General features: G+C 63.8%; 14 protein-coding genes. 7 read left to right on the forward strand and 7 right to left on the reverse strand.

The window, feature by feature from the left end:
• Positions 1–135 precede the first annotated feature (135 nt).
• Complete coding sequence (betT, locus tag HOP51_RS19375) at positions 136–2,184, forward strand: choline BCCT transporter BetT (RefSeq protein WP_234275523.1); 2,049 nt, start codon at positions 136–138, stop codon at positions 2,182–2,184.
• Positions 2,185–2,321: 137 nt separating this feature from the next.
• Positions 2,322–4,070, forward strand: a complete 1,749-nt coding sequence (gene dauA / locus HOP51_RS19380) for a C4-dicarboxylic acid transporter DauA (protein ID WP_234275524.1) — start codon at positions 2,322–2,324, stop codon at positions 4,068–4,070.
• Between the two features lie 6 nt (positions 4,071–4,076).
• Here the strand turns inward: dauA and HOP51_RS19385 are convergent, their stop codons facing one another.
• The 3 genes from HOP51_RS19385 to exaC all read right to left on the reverse strand — a co-directional run bounded on the left by HOP51_RS19385 (position 4,077) and on the right by exaC (position 7,338).
• A complete protein-coding gene (locus HOP51_RS19385) occupies positions 4,077–4,496 on the reverse strand; it encodes a secondary thiamine-phosphate synthase enzyme YjbQ (protein WP_234275525.1) in 420 nt (139 codons plus the stop codon).
• A gap of 143 nt (positions 4,497–4,639) precedes the next feature.
• Positions 4,640–5,668: an alcohol dehydrogenase AdhP gene (adhP, locus tag HOP51_RS19390; protein ID WP_234275526.1), complete on the reverse strand. Its 1,029-nt coding sequence runs from the start codon at positions 5,666–5,668 to the stop codon at positions 4,640–4,642.
• A gap of 149 nt (positions 5,669–5,817) precedes the next feature.
• Positions 5,818–7,338 carry an acetaldehyde dehydrogenase ExaC gene (exaC, locus tag HOP51_RS19395; RefSeq protein ID WP_234275527.1) on the reverse strand — a complete coding sequence of 507 codons (1,521 nt, stop codon included), beginning with the start codon at positions 7,336–7,338 and terminating at the stop codon, positions 5,818–5,820.
• 459 nt (positions 7,339–7,797) lie between these two features.
• Here exaC and HOP51_RS19400 point away from each other — a divergent pair, with 459 nt between their 5' ends.
• Complete coding sequence (locus HOP51_RS19400; RefSeq protein WP_234275528.1) at positions 7,798–9,048, forward strand: PQQ-dependent sugar dehydrogenase; 1,251 nt, start codon at positions 7,798–7,800, stop codon at positions 9,046–9,048.
• Between the two features lie 94 nt (positions 9,049–9,142).
• On the opposite strand, the gene HOP51_RS19405 is transcribed toward HOP51_RS19400, so the two are convergent.
• The 3 genes from HOP51_RS19405 to HOP51_RS19415 form a co-directional block, all read right to left on the reverse strand.
• Positions 9,143–11,314, reverse strand: coding sequence for an ATP-binding protein (locus tag HOP51_RS19405; protein ID WP_234275529.1), 2,172 nt, complete (start codon positions 11,312–11,314; stop codon positions 9,143–9,145).
• Positions 11,315–11,353: 39 nt separating this feature from the next.
• Positions 11,354–11,755: a molybdopterin-dependent oxidoreductase gene (locus HOP51_RS19410; RefSeq protein ID WP_234275545.1), complete on the reverse strand. Its 402-nt coding sequence runs from the start codon at positions 11,753–11,755 to the stop codon at positions 11,354–11,356.
• A gap of 247 nt (positions 11,756–12,002) precedes the next feature.
• Entirely contained in the window at positions 12,003–12,818 is an 816-nt protein-coding gene (locus tag HOP51_RS19415; protein WP_234275530.1) for a DUF2189 domain-containing protein, read from the reverse strand.
• 356 nt (positions 12,819–13,174) lie between these two features.
• Between HOP51_RS19415 and HOP51_RS19420 the strand changes: the two genes are divergently transcribed.
• From HOP51_RS19420 to soxZ, 4 genes are all read left to right on the forward strand, one after another.
• Positions 13,175–13,549: a c-type cytochrome gene (locus HOP51_RS19420; protein WP_234275531.1), complete on the forward strand. Its 375-nt coding sequence runs from the start codon at positions 13,175–13,177 to the stop codon at positions 13,547–13,549.
• A gap of 11 nt (positions 13,550–13,560) precedes the next feature.
• Positions 13,561–14,877, forward strand: a complete 1,317-nt coding sequence (locus tag HOP51_RS19425; protein ID WP_234275532.1) for an NAD(P)/FAD-dependent oxidoreductase — start codon at positions 13,561–13,563, stop codon at positions 14,875–14,877.
• A 76-nt stretch (positions 14,878–14,953) separates the two neighbouring features.
• Complete coding sequence (locus HOP51_RS19430) at positions 14,954–15,979, forward strand: YeeE/YedE family protein (RefSeq protein ID WP_234275533.1); 1,026 nt, start codon at positions 14,954–14,956, stop codon at positions 15,977–15,979.
• Between the two features lie 17 nt (positions 15,980–15,996).
• Entirely contained in the window at positions 15,997–16,821 is an 825-nt protein-coding gene (soxZ, locus tag HOP51_RS19435) for a thiosulfate oxidation carrier complex protein SoxZ (protein WP_234275534.1), read from the forward strand.
• A gap of 77 nt (positions 16,822–16,898) precedes the next feature.
• Here soxZ and HOP51_RS19440 read toward each other — a convergent pair whose 3' ends face one another.
• Complete coding sequence (locus HOP51_RS19440) at positions 16,899–17,327, reverse strand: universal stress protein (RefSeq protein WP_234275535.1); 429 nt, start codon at positions 17,325–17,327, stop codon at positions 16,899–16,901.
• Positions 17,328–17,334: the final 7 nt, after the last annotated feature.

Consider the following 17,334-nt stretch of genomic DNA (forward strand, 5'->3'; position numbering starts at 1 on the left):
GTCGTCGACGGTCTTGTCAGGTCTGAAACATGGGGCAGACCTCAGGCGTGCTTTCGATTGTGAGGAACAATCCTCAGCACGTCTCGGCAAGGAGCAGGCGGGAAGGTTCACTCATTCGGAAAGGAGTTCGACCGCATGACGCAGAACCTGTCCTCGAACGAGCGACGCGACCGGCTCAATCCCGTGGTGTTCCACGGATCGATGGCCGGCATCCTGGTCTTTCTCGTTCTTACCATGGCCTTCACCGAGCAGGCCGGCGCCTTCTTCGATGCCGGCCTGGCCTGGGTCAGTGAAACCTTCGGCTGGTACTACATGCTGGCGGTACTGGCCTATCTGGTCTTCGTCATTGCCATCGGCATGTCACGCTTCGGCCGCATCCGGCTGGGCCCCGATCATTCCCGACCGGAATTCTCGACGCTGTCGTGGGCAGCGATGCTGTTCGCCGCAGGCATCGGTATCGACCTCTTGTTCTTCAGCGTCGCCGAACCGGTGGCTCACTACCTGGCGCCACCGGACCTCACTCCAGAGAGCCAGGAAGCGATGCGCTACGCCGTGGTGCAGACCTTCATGCACTGGGGGCTGTCCGGCTGGGGGCTGTACGTGTTGATGGGCATGGCGCTGGCCTACTTCAGCTACCGTCATCGCCTGCCGCTGGCCATTCGCAGCGCGCTCTACCCACTGCTGGGCAAGCGCATTCATGGCTCCATCGGTAACGCCGTGGACATCACCGCGGTGATTTCCACCGTGTTCGGCATCGCTACCAGCCTCGGCATCGGCGTGATGCAGCTCAACTACGGTCTGGCCTACATGTTCGACGTGCCAGAGAGCCTCTCGGTGCAGGTGATCCTGATCGCCCTGGTCGTGGTGCTCGCGACCATCTCGGTGGTCAGCGGCGTGGAGAAGGGCATTCGGCGCCTGTCGGAGTTCAACATGCTGCTGGCACTGGCGCTGCTGTTGTTCGTGCTGTTCCAGGGCCATACCCTGCGACTGCTTGACATGGCGGTAAACAATGCCGGCGACTATCTCTCGACCTTCGTTGCCAAGAGCTTCGATACCTATGCCTTCGCCGGCGACGAGGCCAACGAGTGGAAGATGTGGTGGACGATTTTCTTCTGGGGTTGGTGGATCGCCTGGACGCCCTTCGTCGGCCTGTTTCTGGCACGCATCTCGCGCGGGCGCACCATTCGCCAGTTCGTGGCCGGGGCACTGGGCATTCCACTGGCGTTCATGATGGTGTGGATGTCGGTCTTCGGTAACAGCGGTATCGAACTGGTGGCCAACCAGGGCATCGTCGAGCTCGGCGAACAGGCGCTGAACACACCGCAAACCACCATGTATACGCTGCTCGAACATTACCCCTGGGCGGGCATCACGGCTGCAGTGGTGACCATTCTCGGTATTGTCTTCTTCATCACCTCGGCGGACTCCGGTGCGCTGGTGCTGGCGAACTTCACCTCGATCCTGTCCGATGTCAACCACGACGCACCGATCCGGCTACGCATCTTCTGGTCAGTGGTGATCGGCCTGGTGACCGTGGCCCTGCTGATGGCTGGCGGTCTGGCGGCACTGCAGAGTGCCGTGGTGATCACTGCCCTGCCCTTCTCGCTGGTGATATTTGCCATCATGCTGGGCATGTACCAGGCACTGAAGCTGGAAGGCAGCAAGGCCGAGGCGCGTCGCCGCATTGCCGGCACCGCTCCGGGCGGCGACTGGCGCGAGCGTCTCGACCGCGCCCTGGATACCTCCAACCGTGCGGGTGCCGCCGCCACTATCGAGCATGCCATCCGCCCGGCGCTGACGCAGTTCGCCCAGGAGCTCGAGAGCCGTGGCCAGGAGGCCAACGTGACCGAGGAGCCGCTCGAAGGCGAATTGCTGCCCAGCCTGACCCTGCAGGTCGACCTGGAGAATGCGGCGAGCTTCGTCTATCAGGTCTGCCCACATCGCATGCGCACGCCGAGTTTCCTGCCGGCGGATGATGACTACTACGTGCGGCTCGACGTCTATCTGGCGGAAGGCGGCCAGGAGAAGGATCTCAACGGCTTCACCCGCGGCCAGGTGATCGCCGACGTGCTCTCGGAATACGAGCGCCACCTGCACTTCCTGGCCCTGGCCGGCCAGGACGGTAGCGTTCAGGCCATGCCGGGCGCAGTGGGCGACCCCCCGGCAGCCGCCAGCTCGGCCTGACCGGCACATCAAGCCTCGTCACGGCGGCACCCTTCGGGTGTCGCCGTTTTTCATCCATCATCGACCTTGGCCGCCTTGCGACAACGCAATATGCAGGAGTAACGTTATCGTGACTTCGCTCAGCGTTTGGTACCGCCATGGCTCGTTCAAGACCCTCCCCCCGCTACCGGCCCCCGCTGCCTGGTAGCGCCCTGCTTGCCGCTTGGCGCCAAGGCTATGGGCTGGCCGAACTCAAGCGTGATCTGCTGGCCGGGCTGACCATCGGCATCGTCGCGGTGCCACTCTCCATGGCGCTGGCGATCGCCACCGGCGTACCACCACAGCACGGCCTGTACACCGCCATCGTGGCGGGTGCCATTATCGCGCTCACTGGCGGCTCGCGATTCAATATCTCCGGCCCTACCGCCGCCTTCGTGGTAATTCTGTTCCCCATCGTTGCCAGCCATGGGCTCGGCGGACTGCTGATCGCCACGTTGATGGCGGGGCTGATCCTGGTGGCGCTGGGCCTGGCACGGTTGGGCAACCTGATCCAGTTCGTGCCCTATCCGGTGGTGCTCGGCTTTACCGCCGGTATTGCCGTGGTGATTGCCCTGCTGCAGTTGCCCGACTTCCTCGGGCTCGAGGGCGTCGTACTGGGTGACAGTACGCTGCACAACCTGGCCGCCATCGTTCGTGCCGCCCCGGGGTTGGCACCGGCCGAGTTCGGCGTGGGCCTGGTGACACTGGCCACGCTGATTCTGTGGCCACGCTTGCAACTGCCGGTGCCGGCCCCGCTGGTCGGGCTGGCGGTGGGCACGCTGGCGGCGCTCGCCATCGCTCCGCTGGGCGTGGAGATCGAGACCATCGCCTCGCGCTTCCACTGGGAGCACCTGGGTCAGGCCGGCAGCGGCATTCCCCCCTTCGCCCCCGGCCTGGTGCTGCCCTGGCACCTGCCGGGGCCGGACGGTACGCCACTCACGGTGGATTTCGCCCTGATCCGCGAGCTGCTCGGGCCGGCACTGGCCATCGCCATGCTGGCCGCCATCGAGTCGCTGCTCTGCGCGGTGGTGGCCGACGGCCTGACTCGTACCCGCCACGACCCCAACGCCGAGCTGATCGGCCAAGGGCTCGGCAACATCGCCGCACCCTTCTTCGGCGGCATCACCGCCACCGCAGCGCTGGCGCGTACGGCCACCAACGTACGCAGCGGTGCTTTCTCCCCGCTGGCCGCAGTGGTTCACTCCCTGGTCGTGCTACTTGCGGTAGTCGCACTGGCCGGCGTACTCGCCCTGGTGCCAATGGCGGCGCTGGCCGCCCTGCTGTTCGTCATCGCCTGGAACATGAGCGAGGCACGCCACTTCCTGCATACCCTGAAGGGCGCGCCGGGAAGCGACGTTGCCATTCTGGTGATCTGCTTCCTGCTCACGGTGGTGTTCGACATGGTACTGGCGGTGGCGGTGGGCATCGGCCTCGCCGCGGCGCTGTTCATCCGCCGCATGGCACACCTGACCCACGCCCGTCGCCTCGTACCCGACAGCGACGACGAAAGCCGCGACCTGCCCCGCCAGGTGGCGCTGTATGACATCAACGGGCCGCTGTTCTTCGGCGCCGCGGAGAAGGCCATCTCCTCGCTGCGGGTGGTGGACCCCGAAGTACGCGTGGTGATGCTCGACATGCGCGACGTACCGAGCCTGGATGCCACGGCCATTGTCGCCTTGCAGTCACTGGTCGAGGAGCTGGGCACACGCCAGGTGGGGTTGATCTTCATCGGCATGCCGGCGCGCATGGTGCTCAAGCTCAAGCGTGCCGGCGTCAAGCGTCAGACCGGGCGCCTGGCCGCCGTGCGCCAGCTCGCCCAGGCCTGCCGGCTGGCCGAGCGCTGGCTGCTGGCCGCGCCGGCCACGTGAAGCGCGCTACTCGCCCTGCAGCGTGGCGATCAGCCGCCGCGCCCCGCCATGGTCGCGATGCTCGCCGAGCCAGATGCCCTGCCAAGTGCCCAGCGCCAGGCGGCCATCGCGCACCGCCAGGGTCAGTTGGGTGCCGAGCAGACTAGCGCAGACGTGGGCGGGCATGTCGTCCGGCCCCTCCAGGGTGTGGCGGAAATAGGGAAGATCCCCCGGGACACGCTCGCGCAGGAAGGCATCAAGGTCGTGACGCACGTCCGGGTCGGCGTTCTCGTTGAGCGTCAGCGAGGCCGAGGTATGAAGTAACTGCAGGTGCAGCAAGCCGACCTTCACCTCACTCAACTTCTCCAGCCCCCCAGCTATCTCGTCGGTGATCAGGTGAAAGCCGTGCGAGCGCGGCGCCAGGCGCAGTTCCTGCTGATGCCACATGGCGACTCTCTCCTCGTCGGTGGCTTGGACGGATGTTCGTCCATGCTAGCGGGTCTGTCGGCAAGGCCCAAACCAGCTGAAATAAAGGCGCGACCTGGGTCGCACCTGAACGCCGCCAGCTCAGGCGACAAGAGAGCAATCTTTCAGCTGGCCAGATCGAGTACCACCCTGCCTTCGATCTTACCTTCGTGAAGACGCTGGAAGACGTCGTTAATGTTCTCCAATCGGTCGGTGCTCACCGTGGCCTTGACCTTGCCCTCGCCGGCGAAGTCGAGCGACTCCTGCAGGTCCTGGCGGGTACCGACGATGGAGCCACGCACGGTGATGCCGTTGAGCACGGTCTCGAAGATCGGCAGCGGGAAGTCACCGGGCGGCAGGCCGTTGAGTGAGATGGTGCCACCGCGGCGCACCATGCCCTGGGCCTGCTCGAAGGCCTTGGGCGACACCGCCGTGACCAGCACGCCGTGGGCGCCACCGATGGCCTTCTTGAGATAGGCCACCGGGTCGGTCTTGGCCGCGTTGACGGTGACGCTGGCTCCCAGGCGCTCGGCCAGTGCCAGCTTGGCGTCGTCGATGTCGACGGCGGCCACGTTGAGCCCCATGGCCTTGGCGTACTGTACTGCCATGTGGCCTAGCCCGCCGATGCCAGAAATGACCACCCACTGACCGGGACGGGTGTCGGTGACCTTGAGTCCCTTGTAGACGGTGACGCCGGCGCACAGCACCGGGGCGACCTCGACGAAACCGACGTTGTCCGGCAGGTGACCAGCGTAATCCGCCACTGCCAGGGTGTAGTCGGCGAAACCGCCGTTGACCGAATAGCCGGTATTCTGCTGCGACTCGCACAGGGTTTCCCAGCCTCCCAGGCAGTGCTCGCAGTGGCCGCAAGCGGAGTGCAGCCAGGGTACGCCGATGCGGTCGCCCTCTTTCAGGTGCTTGACCCCGGCGCCGATGGCGGCGACGTGACCCACGCCCTCGTGGCCGGGAATGAAAGGCGGGTTGGGCTTGACCGGCCAGTCGCCGTGGGCGGCATGCAGATCGGTATGACACACGCCGGAGGCGGCGATCTTGACCAACACCTCACCGGGGCCGGGACGCGGTACCTCGACCTCTTCGATGGCCAGCGGTTCGCCGAACTTGCGCACCACGGCGGCTCTCATCGTCTTGTTCATAGCCTTGCTCTCCTTATCTCCTGTCGTGTCGGACGGCAGTTGCCGAGCGACGGAATCAACGCAATCGCCAGGGCCTGGAGTGGTGGGCCACTCTCGAAAAAGAGGAGGGACGCCGCCCGGCCTGGGCGGCATGTTTACTGCACGCTGGCTCAGAAGAAGCCGAGCGGATTGATATCATAGCTGACCAGCAGGTTCTTGGTCTGCTGGTAGTGCTCGAGCGCCACCTTGTGGGTCTCGCGGCCGACACCGGACTTCTTGTAGCCGCCAAAGGCGGCATGCGCCGGATATTGGTGGTAGCAGTTGGTCCACACTCGGCCGGCCTGGATGCCGCGCCCCATGCGGAAGGCGACGTTGATGTCGCGGCTCCACACCCCAGCACCAAGGCCAAACTCGGTGTCGTTGGCGATGGCCAGCGCCTCTGCCTCGTCCTTGAAGGTGGTCACCGCCACCACCGGGCCGAAGATCTCCTCTTGGAAGACGCGCATCTTGTTGTGCCCCTTGAGCAGGGTCGGCTGAAAATAGTAGCCCTTGTCGTAGGCCGGATCGAAGCTCTCCTTGTCGCCGCCGGTGAGGAACTCGGCGCCCTCCTCACGGGCGATGTCCATGTAGGACATGATCTTGTCGAACTGCTCCTGGGAGGCCTGGGCGCCGACCTGAACGTCGGTATCCAGCGGATTGCCGCGCTTGATCCTGGTGACCCGTTCCATGACCTTGACCATGAAGGCCTCGTAGATGCTCTCCTGAATCAAAGCCCGCGACGGGCAGGTGCACACCTCGCCCTGGTTGAAGAACGCCAGCACCATGCCCTCGGCGGCCTTGTCGATGAACTCCGGCTCGGCGTCCATGATATCGGCGAAATAGATGTTGGGTGACTTGCCGCCCAGTTCCACGGTGGAGGGAATGATATTGTCGGCAGCGCACTTGAGGATGTGCGCACCCACCGGGGTGGAGCCAGTGAAGGCGATCTTGGCGATGCGCTTGCTGGTGGCCAGCGCCTGGCCCGCCTCGGCACCGTAGCCGTTGACCACATTGACTACGCCCGGCGGCAGCAGATCGCCAACCAGCTTCATCAGCTCCAGCACTGAGGCCGGGGTCTGCTCGGCGGGCTTGAGTACCACGCAGTTGCCGGCAGCCAGCGCCGGGGCCAGCTTCCACACCGCCATCAGCAGCGGGAAGTTCCACGGGATGATCTGCCCCACCACGCCCAGCGGCTCGTGGAAGTGGTAAGAGACGGTGTTGGCGTCGATGTCGGCCGCCGTGCCCTCCTGGGCGCGAATACAGCCGGCGAAGTAGCGGAAGTGGTCGACAGCCAGAGGCAGGTCGGCGTTGAGCGTCTCGCGCACCGCCTTGCCGTTGTCCCAGGTCTCGGCCACGGCCAGCATTTCCAGGTTCTGCTCGATGCGGTCGGCCATCTTGAGCAGGATGTTGCTGCGCTCGGTGGCAGAGGTCTTGCCCCATGCGGGAGCGGCGGCGTGGGCGGCATCCAGCGCCTTGTCGATGTCTTCGGCAGTGGAGCGCGGAATCTGGCAGAACACTTCGCCGTTGACCGGGCTGACGTTGTCGAAATACTGGCCCTTCACCGGGGGTACGAACTCACCGCCGATGTAGTTGCCGTAGCGTGACTCGAAAGTGATGACGGAACCGGACTGACCGGGATTGGCGTATATCATGATGCTAGCTCCTGGATGACGTTGTCGTTGCTCAGCTGGATGGCGGATTGCCGTAGCTCGCCCTGCGTCTCGGTATTGCGAACGGGTGCCGAGAGTGGCTGCCCTGGTTCCGCTCGCCTGGCGGTATTGGCCAGCCTTGATCGCAGTGTAGATAGCCTGCAGGAAAGCACCCTATCTCCCTTGGAGGCATCGAAGGAGTCTTTGGTAGTAGGCTGCCCTGGTTGAAGTTCTTGATCATCTCGACACCTCGCCACCCCACAACGGCACCACGCCGATGGGCGACGGCAACCTCAGTAAAGCATTGGTGAGGTCTCGCCAAGACGGTACTTTGGAGGGAGAAACGCCTCCTCATTGGCCCAGCGCTCAACTTGAGGAGCCCGGTGGGTTTTCCTACGCTGGCTAGGGTCGGCGCTTCACGGCGTCGCTTCCCCCTGTCTCGCCTGCAAGGAGCAATGCGACATGAGGCTATACGGATCCCCTTCTCATCCGCGCTTTACGCGCACCCCGCTCATCCTCGCCGTAACTGGCAGCATGGCATTCACCGGACTCGCTCACGCCGACGTCCAGGTCACCAATAAAGAGATGGCCTCCAGCGTGGAAAGCGAAGAGGCCACTCTGACCGTGACTCAGGTGGTGGGCGGTATCGAACACCCCTGGGCCGTCGCCTGGCTGCCGGACGAGCGGATGCTGATCACCGCACGCCCGGGCCGTCTGTATCTGGTCGACGGCGACGAGGTGACCGAGGTCGGCAACCTGCCCAAGATCGATACCGACGAAGATCAGCTCACTGCTCCCCAAGGTGGCAACCAGGGCGGCCTGCTGGATGTCGCCGTGCATCCCGATTACGCAAACAACGGCTGGATCTACTTCACCTATTCCAGTCCCGGCGACGACGACTCGGTGATGGGCGACGAGGAGTACGGCACCGGCACGGCACTGGCCCGCGCCCGCCTGAGCGACGACGGCAGTGAACTCACCGACCTCGAGACACTCTATGCCCAGGTACCGCGCACCGCTCCCGGTCGCCACTATGGCTCGCGCATCGTCTTTCCCGGCGACGGCAGCGTGATGTTCTCGATCGGCGATCGTGGTATCCGCTATCCGTCCCAGGATCTCACCGATCCGGGCGGTTCGATCATTCGTCTCAACGAAAATGGCGGCGCCCATGAGGAGAATCCCTTCGTCGGCGTGGATCCCGGTAACCTTCGCCCCGAGATATTCTCCTACGGCCACCGCAACAACCAAGGGTTGGCGCTGCACCCCGAAACCGGGGCGCTATGGGCCATCGATCACGGCCCCTCGGGCGGTGGCGAACAGCTCTATATCGCCGAGGCCGGCAACAACCACGGCTGGCCTCAGGTTGCCTTCGGCCGCGAATACTCCACCGACGAATTCATCGGCATCGGCGAGGAGGCACCCGGCGTCACACCCCCGGTACACGTATGGGACGACACCCTGGCCCCCTCGGGACTAGCCTTCTATACCGGCGACGAGTTCGCTGCCTGGCAAGGCAATCTGTTCGTCGGCGCCCTGTATGCCGAACGCCTTCATCGCCTGGTATTGGAGGGAGAGGAAATCGCTCACGAGGAAGTGCTGTTCGAGAACGAGCTGGGCCGTATCCGCGACGTGCGTCAAGGACCGGACGGCCTGCTCTACGTACTCACCGACGAGAGCGATGGCGGCCTTTATCGGATCGAGCCCGAGGCCTAAGAGGCAATCTTACGGTGCTACGTCGAAGCCGTTGAACGCGGCATCACGGCGTACGTCCTGGCAATATCCGCTAGAGGCCGGCTCAGGCGGGCCTCTAGCGGTTCACCAGCCATGTCTCCATCGCCTCGATCGTCACGGGAATGCTGGCCTGCAGGAGCCGGAGTTCGAGAGCCGCTTCGTCGCGCCGTTCACTGCGCGCAAAACGCTCCAGACGCTCGGCAATGCCGGCTAGACGACGCCCACCGAGGCTTCCCGACTCGCCCTTGAGGCGATGCGCGCCAACCGCCAGCGAAGCTATGTCATCCTGCTCCAGCGCCAGTTGCAGGTTCTCGGCATGCTGTTGCAACTGCTCGCGGTGCACGGCGAACAGTCCAGCGAGCGTTTTCTCCCCAAGCGACTCCAGCAACTCGTCCAGTACCCTCTCATCCACGATGTCATCCGGACTCTCCTCAACCGCATCGGTGCCAGCCTCTGCGGGCCGGGCTGCGCCAGCCAGACCATGCCGCAACGCGGCCGCCAGTTCACGTCGACGCAACGGCTTCACCAGATAATCGGTCATGCCGGCGGCCAGGCAGCGCTCCCGCTCCGCTCCAGGGCCACCCGCCGTCATCGCCACGATCGGTATCCGAGCGCTTCGGCCGCCGGCCTGCCGCAAGCGGCGCGTGGTTTCCAAGCCGTCCATGCCAGGCATCTGAACGTCCATGAAGACCATGTCGAAGCTTTCCCGCTCAGCGAGCTGCAGCGCCTTGCTCCCGCTGTCGGCGACAGCGACTTCGCAGCCATGTCGCTCCAGCATCGCCACCGCCACTTGCTGGTTGATTGGATTGTCCTCGACCAGCAGTACCCTGCCGCTCACGTCGGTTTCCGGAACCGGCGGCTCGAGTAGCTCCGGCTCGTGTTCGCCATGCGTCGACTCCAGTGGCAACTCGATCCAGAAGCGGCTCCCCTGGCCGAGCTGACTATCGACGCCGATGGTACCGCCCATGGCCTCGGTCAGGCGTCGGCTGATGGCAAGTCCTAGTCCCGTCCCGCCATAGCGCCTCGCCGTCGATGCATCGCCCTGGCGAAACGGCTCGAAGAGCCAGTCCTGTTGATCCTCGGCGATACCGGGGCCAGTGTCGCAGACCGCCAGATTCAACCGACCTTCGGCGCTCAGTGTCGCCTCGACGCGTACTTCGCCATGCTCGGTGAACTTGATGGCATTGGAGAGCAGGTTGAGTAGTACCTGCCGTAGCCGTGCGGGGTCCCCCATGAGTTGCTCGGGCAACGACGACGACACATGGGCCACCAGCTCGAGCCCCTTGGCCTGGGCGCGCGGGGTGAAGAGCCGGCAGGCATCGCCGATCAACGTCGCCAAGCGCAGCGGGCGCCGCTCGAGCTCCAGCTTGCCCGACTCGATCTTGGAGAAATCGAGAATGTCGTTAATCAACTCCAGCAAGCGCGCGGCACTCACGTGCAGCGTACGGGCGTATTCGTGCGATTGCGGATCGATCGGCTGATCCAGGAGCAGGTCGCTCATGCCGATGACCCCGTTGAGCGGCGTGCGGATCTCATGACTGACCGTTGCCAGGAACTCCGACTTCGCCTGGCTGGCAGCCTCGGCCCGTTGCGCGGTGGCCTGCAGCTCACGACTGAGCGATTCCAGCGAACGACGGGCTTCGGCGTTGTCGCGCGCCTCGCGCACGAGAAAGACAGCCACCAGCATGGCGGCCAGACTCATAGCCAGAATCAGGGCCAGCAGCACGGCATAAAGGGTCTGCAGCACTTCCCGATCCCGGGTCGCCGCCTCGGCAAGATGGCCGTTGATAGCGATGATCAGCTGTTCGGTCAGTCCCCCGACCCGCTCCAGGCGATCGGACAGCACCAAGCGCTCGCCATCTCCCAACTGCACGATTTCGTCGAGCAGGACGTCGATATCGTTCATCAACATTATCAGGTCTGGAAAAAGCCGTTTGGCCAGGGGCACTTTCTCCAGGAGCTGGTTGACGTCGCCTCGCTGCAACAAGTTGATACGGCTATAGATCAGATCGAAGCGCAGTTTCAGCGCTTCGAGGGACTGCGCATTGCCGGTTCGCCACGCCAGGTCGCTGCGCAACTGGATGATGTCGCGGTCAAGCTTGTAGGCGTGCCAGGCAGCATCGCCGACCACACTGTGGTGGAGCTCCTCCTGGCGCCACGCGGCCAGCCCCACCACCACCAGGGCGGCGGTGAAGAACAGCAGGGCCGCTATCGCTCCCAGCTTCAAGCGCAGCGGATAATGCAGCATGCTCAGCGCCTCATACATCGAATTCGCTGCCGCGAAGCGTCATGGCACATGCAGCGCGCCCACATGCCAGACCGAGCGATGACGAATGGTCTCGTTGAGCAGTTCCGGATGTTCGTCGAAAGGGTAAAGCACGAACATCGGCCCCAGGTCGCGCACGGCAATGGGCTCGCCGTTACGCGTCATGGCCAGGATGACGTCATAGTCCTGGAAGTCCGCTACCGGCACCTCGTATTCGTATTCATTCAGTGCCCGAACCCGCACCTGCTCGCCTTGAGCACCGGCCGCTTCCAACACGGCACGCAGCAGCGGTCCTTCGAAGCGCCCGATCCCCTCCGTCCAGGGGGTGCTCGTCTCTATTACCCGAGGCGAAAGCGACATCAGCATTTCACGATCAAGATGCAGCTCGTCGCCGACGTTGGGATGCTCGATGTTGCCCGTCACACGCAACAGAACGTCTCCCTCGGGAGGCGGCAGCGACGCAGCCATCGCGGGCGGCAGGGTCGCGAGGAGGAGAAGCAGGCTGAGCGAGACTGCGCGGCATGACCGTAGTGGGAACATCTTGGCTTCCGTAATCACATGAAAGGGCCAAGCGTACGCGAAAGCCAAGCAAAGTTCAGGTAGATCCCCCCAAGACTTCGAGCGACCGGCAGGGAAGCGCGCCCCTGCCGGTCACTCTCGACTCCCGACGTCAGGAAGCCATCCTTTCCACCGACTCGCAGCGTACCAGATCCTCGTAGGCGTGCCAGCTGGCATGTCCCAACACCGGCAGGATCAAGGCCAGGCCAATGTAGAAAGTCAGTACACCGATCAGTACGCAGCCGGTCAAGATGGCCGCCCACAGCAGCATCGGACGGAAGTTGCGCGCCACGGTGCGCACGCTGGCTTCGATCCCCTCCATGAAGGTCAGTTCCTGATCCATCAGCGTCGGGATGGCAACCACACTGATGGCAAAGGCGCCGAACGCCAGCACGGCGCCTACCGCGGTACCCACGACAATCAGGCCGAGCCCGTCCGGGGTGGTCAACAGCGAAGCGTAGAGCTCCGCTGCTCCCGGCGCCTCGAAGCCGAAGAAGAGCGCGAACAGCAGCGTGGCCAGGCGAATCCAGGCCAGGAAGAAGATCATCATCATCACGCCCATCATCGCCAGTTGCCCTGCATGAGGGCGCCAGGCGCCGAAGGCGTCGCCCAGATGGGGCGCGCGGTTCTCCTCCAGGGCACGACTGATACCGTAGGAGCCAACTGCCACCAAGGGCCCCATGAACATGAAACCCGCGATCAGTGGCAACAGCCAGTGCCACAAGTCGAGCATGATGGCACCGGCCGTGATGGCAATGCTCAGGCCGACCCAGAACATGCCATAGGCGAGGCTGACCGCCGTAGCCCGGCGGAAGTCCTTGAATCCGGCTGCCAGCCAGGCCCGGGGCCTGTCCATGCCGACAGGGTTGATGGTGATCTTGACGTTGGGTGCGGAGGGTTGTCCGGCGCTTCTTGTGGCTGCGTTCATTGTTGTACCCCGTTGGTCGCCATGGGAAGGACGATGTGAGCATCTTTCCGGCCGGGAGGTCCGGACGACGTCTTGTTGTTCATACAGCTTTACTGTAGTTGACCCTGCGCAAGCGTGCCGAGCGAAGTTGTCAACGCAGCGACAACTCGAGGCAATCATACGCTGCCGTTTCTCACCCTGTTTCCGCCATGGCCTGAGTGACAAATAGCGGCCTAGATGGCTCACAGGGAATAAGAACTCTTACGAAACACTTATTTTGGGTATAAGAAGATACCGAAGGGTTACTTCATGGCCTCCCTGCATACCTATTAATATCGGACATTACCCAACAACGAAACGCACCAGGGAGCCTGACGATGAAACGGTTCATTCGCTTGGCAGGCATGCCATTGCTCGGTTTGCTGCTATTTACGGGTGTCGCCTCACCGGGGCTGGCCGAAGAGTCCTTCTCTTCCGAGCAAGTCAATCTCATGGCAAGTGCCTGTGCCAACTGCCACGGCACCGATGGCCGCTTGGTGGGCAGCGTGCCAACCCTTGCCGGCCGCCCGGCGGCCGTGCTGGAAGCCCGACTGCTCGCTTTCAAGCACAACGAAACGACCGATGCCACCATCATGGATCGTATCGCCAAAGGCTTCACGGACGAGGAGCTAACCGCACTGGCGGGGCATTTTGCCGCCATCGATCCGGTTGACGACGACGCTCCGGGATCAGAACAAGAACCGCAGCAGTGAGAGGGCACGCCATGACACAGCATTCTTCACGTCCCGGCCTCAACCGCCGACAACTGATCAAGGGCTTGGGTGCTGCCTCGTTGCTGCCCCTGGTCGGGGGCATCACACCCTTTGCCATCGGTGGCCAGCATGCCGGACAGGTCGTCGTGATAGGCGGCGGCTTCGGCGGTGCCACCGCAGCCAAATATCTCAAACGGACCAACCCGGCCATCGAGGTGATTCTGGTCGAGCCGGCCGAAGCCTTCTACACCTGCCCCTTCAGCAACCTGCACCTGGGCGGCCTGCGCAGCATGCACGACATTGCCCATGGCTACGATGAGCTGCAGGATCGCTATGGCGTGCGTGTGATCCATGCCATGGCCGAGGACATCGATGCCGCCACCCGGACGGTGCGACTCTCCACGGGGAGTGAGCTGGAGTATGACCGACTGGTTCTCTCACCGGGCATCGACATTCGCTGGAACGCGCTGGAAGGCTACGACGAGAAAGCCGCCGAGAAGGCGCCCCACGCCTGGAAGGCCGGCCCCCAGACGGAGCTTCTGCGTTCCCAGTTGGAAGCCATGGAGGACGGCGGCACCTTCGTCATGGTCGCCCCGGCCAATCCTTTCCGCTGCCCGCCCGGTCCCTACGAGCGCGCCAGCCTGGTGGCCAACTATCTGGCTCAGTACAAGCCGAAGTCGAAGGTGCTGATCCTCGATGCCAAGGACAACTTCTCCAAGCAGGGACTGTTCATGGAGGGCTGGGAGCGGCTCTACGGCGATCGCATCGAATGGGTAGGATTGTCCGGTGACGGTCGTGTAACCCGGGTCGACGCCGACCGCCTGGAAGTGGAAACCGAATTCGGCACCGTCCACCAGGCCGACGTGCTCAACGTGATTCCACCGCAAAAGGCCGGCTGGATTGCCGAACGTGCCGGTGTGACCGACGACTCCGGCTGGGTACCGGTCAAGCCCGACACCTTCGAGTCGCAGCAGGCCGAGCACATCTATGTGATCGGCGATGCCAGTGTCGCAGCCCCGATGCCCAAATCAGGTTTCTGTGCCAATGCCCAGGCCAAGGTGGTGGCAGCGGCGATTGCCGCTTCCCTGGAGTCGCGCCCGGCACCGGAAGCCTACTGGACCAATACCTGCTACAGCCTGGTGGGGCCCAAGTACGGCATCTCGGTGGCCGGGGTTTATCGCGTGCGCGATGGCGTCATCGCCGAGGTCGAGGGCTCGGGAGGCGTGAGTCCGGCGAACGCCCCCGAAACCACCCGAGCCCTGGAAGCCGAGTACGCCGTAGGCTGGTACAACGCGATCTGCCAGGACACCTGGGGCACTCCGGTCTGATCGAAGCACACTCCGCTCGGGCGGCGGTATAATGCGCAGGGCCACCTTTTGGGTGGCCCTATGCTTAGGGGGAAAAATGACCCATACCGAACTAGTCGTATGGTCCGGCCTGGCAATCGGAGTACTGTTCGGCAGCACCGCACAGGCCTCCGGGTTCTGCCTGTTGCGGAGTCTTGCCAACACAACCATCGAGGGCGATACACGTAAGCTACGCGCCTTCGCGCTGGCCATGGGGGTGGCATTGATTGGCAGCCAAAGCCTGGCTACCGTCGGCTTGGTATCGCTCGACGCCTCGCTGTATGCGACTCCCACTCTCGCCTGGCTCGCCGTCCCCCTGGGTGGCCTGCTGTTCGGCTACGGCATGGCGCTGGCCAACGGCTGTGGTGCCCGCGCCCTGGTGCTGCTCGGCAGTGGCAACCTGCGCAGCTTCGTCGTGTTGGTATGTCTGGGACTGACGGCCTACATGGCACTTTCCGGTGTGCTCGCTCCCTTGCGCCTGTGGCTGGAGAGCGCTGCCAGCCTGCGCCTTGCCGCCACCAGCCTGCCCTCGTTGCTAGGCTTGCCTGACTGGCTGCTGGCGCTGCTCATCGGTGGCGCTCTGCTGGGCTGGGCATTCGCGGCTCAGGAATTCCGCGCTTCACCGCGTGACTGGCTCGGCGGCCTGATCATCGGCACGCTGGTCCCCGCCGGCTGGTACGCCACCGGCGTATTCGGTTTTGACGACTTCGAGCCCGTGCGCCTGGCCACCCTGACCTTCGTCGCTCCCATCGGAGAGTCGCTGCAGTACTTGATGCTCTCCACCGGCACCCGCCTTGGCTTCGGCGTCAGTGTAGTGGCTGGCGTACTTCTGGGCGCCTTGGCAACGGCGCTGTTACGACGCGACTGGACCCTACGCTCCTTCGATTCCTCCACGCACATGCTGCGCAGCATGGTCGGAGGAACGTTGATGGGCCTTGGCGGCGTCATGGCGCTGGGCTGTTCCATCGGCCAGGGTCTGTCGGGCATTTCGACGCTGTCGCTCACCTCCTTCGTTGCCGTGGCCGGCATCGTGCTGGGCGCCCAGTTGGGAATCCGCAGGCCGCTGGCGCGGTCCAATTCATGACCCCTATGGAGAAATTCATGCCTTCGTTCCGCTTTGCTAGCCATGCGTCTCGCCGGGGCCCGCTGCGCAGTCTGGTCCATGCCGCCGCCGGCCTCGCACTCGCTGCGCTCGCCATGCCGGCGCTGGCCAACGAGCCGTGGCAGCGTCTGGACGCCGCCCAGTCATTGCTGGGAGACAGCGAGCCCCAGACCCAAGGGCTTACGCTCGACCTGCCGCATGTCTCGGAAGACGGCTCTTCCGTACCGCTGACGGTAATCTTCGATGGCGAGCTCGACGAAGGCGACTACATCGAGCGTATCGACCTGTTTGCCAATGCCAACCCATCACCCAGCATCGCCACCTTCCATCTCACGCCACTCGGCGGCAAGACGGAGATATCCACCCGGGTGCGGCTCAACGAGACCCAGCAGGTGATCGCCATTGCCACCAGCCAACAGGGCGAACGCTTCGCTACCGCGCGCGAGGTGCGTATCACCGTCAGCGGCTGCCTGGTGCGTAATGGCGGGGAAATGCCGGATTCTCTCTCCAACCCTCGTGTCAGCATCCCCTCCGGGCTGGCAGCGGGCGAGCCGGGCGAGGTTCGTACGTTGATCAATCACCCCATGGAGACCGGGCTGCGTGAGGACGACGACGGCAATGTCGTGCCACGCCATATCGTCGAGCGCTTCAGCGTCTCGCTGAATGGCGATACCGTCTTCGAAGCGGAACTGCGTCAATCGGTATCGGCCAATCCCTACCTGCGCTTCTTCCTTGCGCCACAGGAAAGCGGAGAAGTCGAGTTCACCTGGCAGGACGATAGCGGAGAAACGGCCCGCCACGTGGCCGAACTCGACATAACCTGAAACGCATTACGCCTCGGCCATGGCCGAGGCGTAATGCGTTTTGCCGAGAGCAAGGAAGTATTACTCCCCTCTCTCCTTTAGCGAACGATCATCACCGACATCTTGGAATGGTGCACCACATGCTCGGCGTTGGGGCCCAGCACATAGTCGGCGAATTTACGCTTGTTATGCGAGGCCATCACGATCAGGTCGATGTCGAGCTTCTTGGCGGCCTTGACGATGGCTTCCCAGGGCGAGCCGTCGACGATCACCGACTGCACCTTGATGTCCTCGGGGACGTTCTCCTCAATGAAACGGTGCTGCGCCTGGAACAGCGCCTCGTGTGCCTTCTTCGCGAAGTCCCTCGGGAAATAGGAACCGACCAACGGCATATGGTAGTCGGGCAGTACCGTCACCACATGCAGCGAGGCGTCGAAAGTACGACACAGAGTCAACGCCGTAGGCAGCGCCTTGCTCCATGAGGACTCTTCGTTGAGGTCCACTGACAGCAGAATCTTGTTGTACATCTTCACC

It is taken from the genome of Billgrantia zhangzhouensis, assembly GCF_021404465.1.
Lineage (GTDB): Bacteria > Pseudomonadota > Gammaproteobacteria > Pseudomonadales > Halomonadaceae > Halomonas > Halomonas zhangzhouensis.

Bases quoted from the DNA above. Each gene is read 5' to 3' on its own strand.
- betT (WP_234275523.1), top strand. From the start codon at position 136: ATGACGCAGAACCTGTCCTCGAACGAGCGACGCGACCGGCTCAATCCC.
- dauA (WP_234275524.1), top strand. From the start codon at position 2,322: ATGGCTCGTTCAAGACCCTCCCCCCGCTACCGGCCCCCGCTGCCTGGT.
- HOP51_RS19385 (WP_234275525.1), bottom strand. From the start codon at position 4,496: ATGTGGCATCAGCAGGAACTGCGCCTGGCGCCGCGCTCGCACGGCTTT.
- adhP (WP_234275526.1), bottom strand. From the start codon at position 5,668: ATGAACAAGACGATGAGAGCCGCCGTGGTGCGCAAGTTCGGCGAACCG.
- exaC (WP_234275527.1), bottom strand. From the start codon at position 7,338: ATGATATACGCCAATCCCGGTCAGTCCGGTTCCGTCATCACTTTCGAG.
- HOP51_RS19400 (WP_234275528.1), top strand. From the start codon at position 7,798: ATGAGGCTATACGGATCCCCTTCTCATCCGCGCTTTACGCGCACCCCG.
- HOP51_RS19405 (WP_234275529.1), bottom strand. From the start codon at position 11,314: ATGCTGCATTATCCGCTGCGCTTGAAGCTGGGAGCGATAGCGGCCCTG.
- HOP51_RS19415 (WP_234275530.1), bottom strand. From the start codon at position 12,818: ATGAACGCAGCCACAAGAAGCGCCGGACAACCCTCCGCACCCAACGTC.
- HOP51_RS19420 (WP_234275531.1), top strand. From the start codon at position 13,175: ATGAAACGGTTCATTCGCTTGGCAGGCATGCCATTGCTCGGTTTGCTG.
- HOP51_RS19425 (WP_234275532.1), top strand. From the start codon at position 13,561: ATGACACAGCATTCTTCACGTCCCGGCCTCAACCGCCGACAACTGATC.
- HOP51_RS19430 (WP_234275533.1), top strand. From the start codon at position 14,954: ATGACCCATACCGAACTAGTCGTATGGTCCGGCCTGGCAATCGGAGTA.
- soxZ (WP_234275534.1), top strand. From the start codon at position 15,997: ATGCCTTCGTTCCGCTTTGCTAGCCATGCGTCTCGCCGGGGCCCGCTG.
- HOP51_RS19440 (WP_234275535.1), bottom strand. From the start codon at position 17,327: ATGTACAACAAGATTCTGCTGTCAGTGGACCTCAACGAAGAGTCCTCA.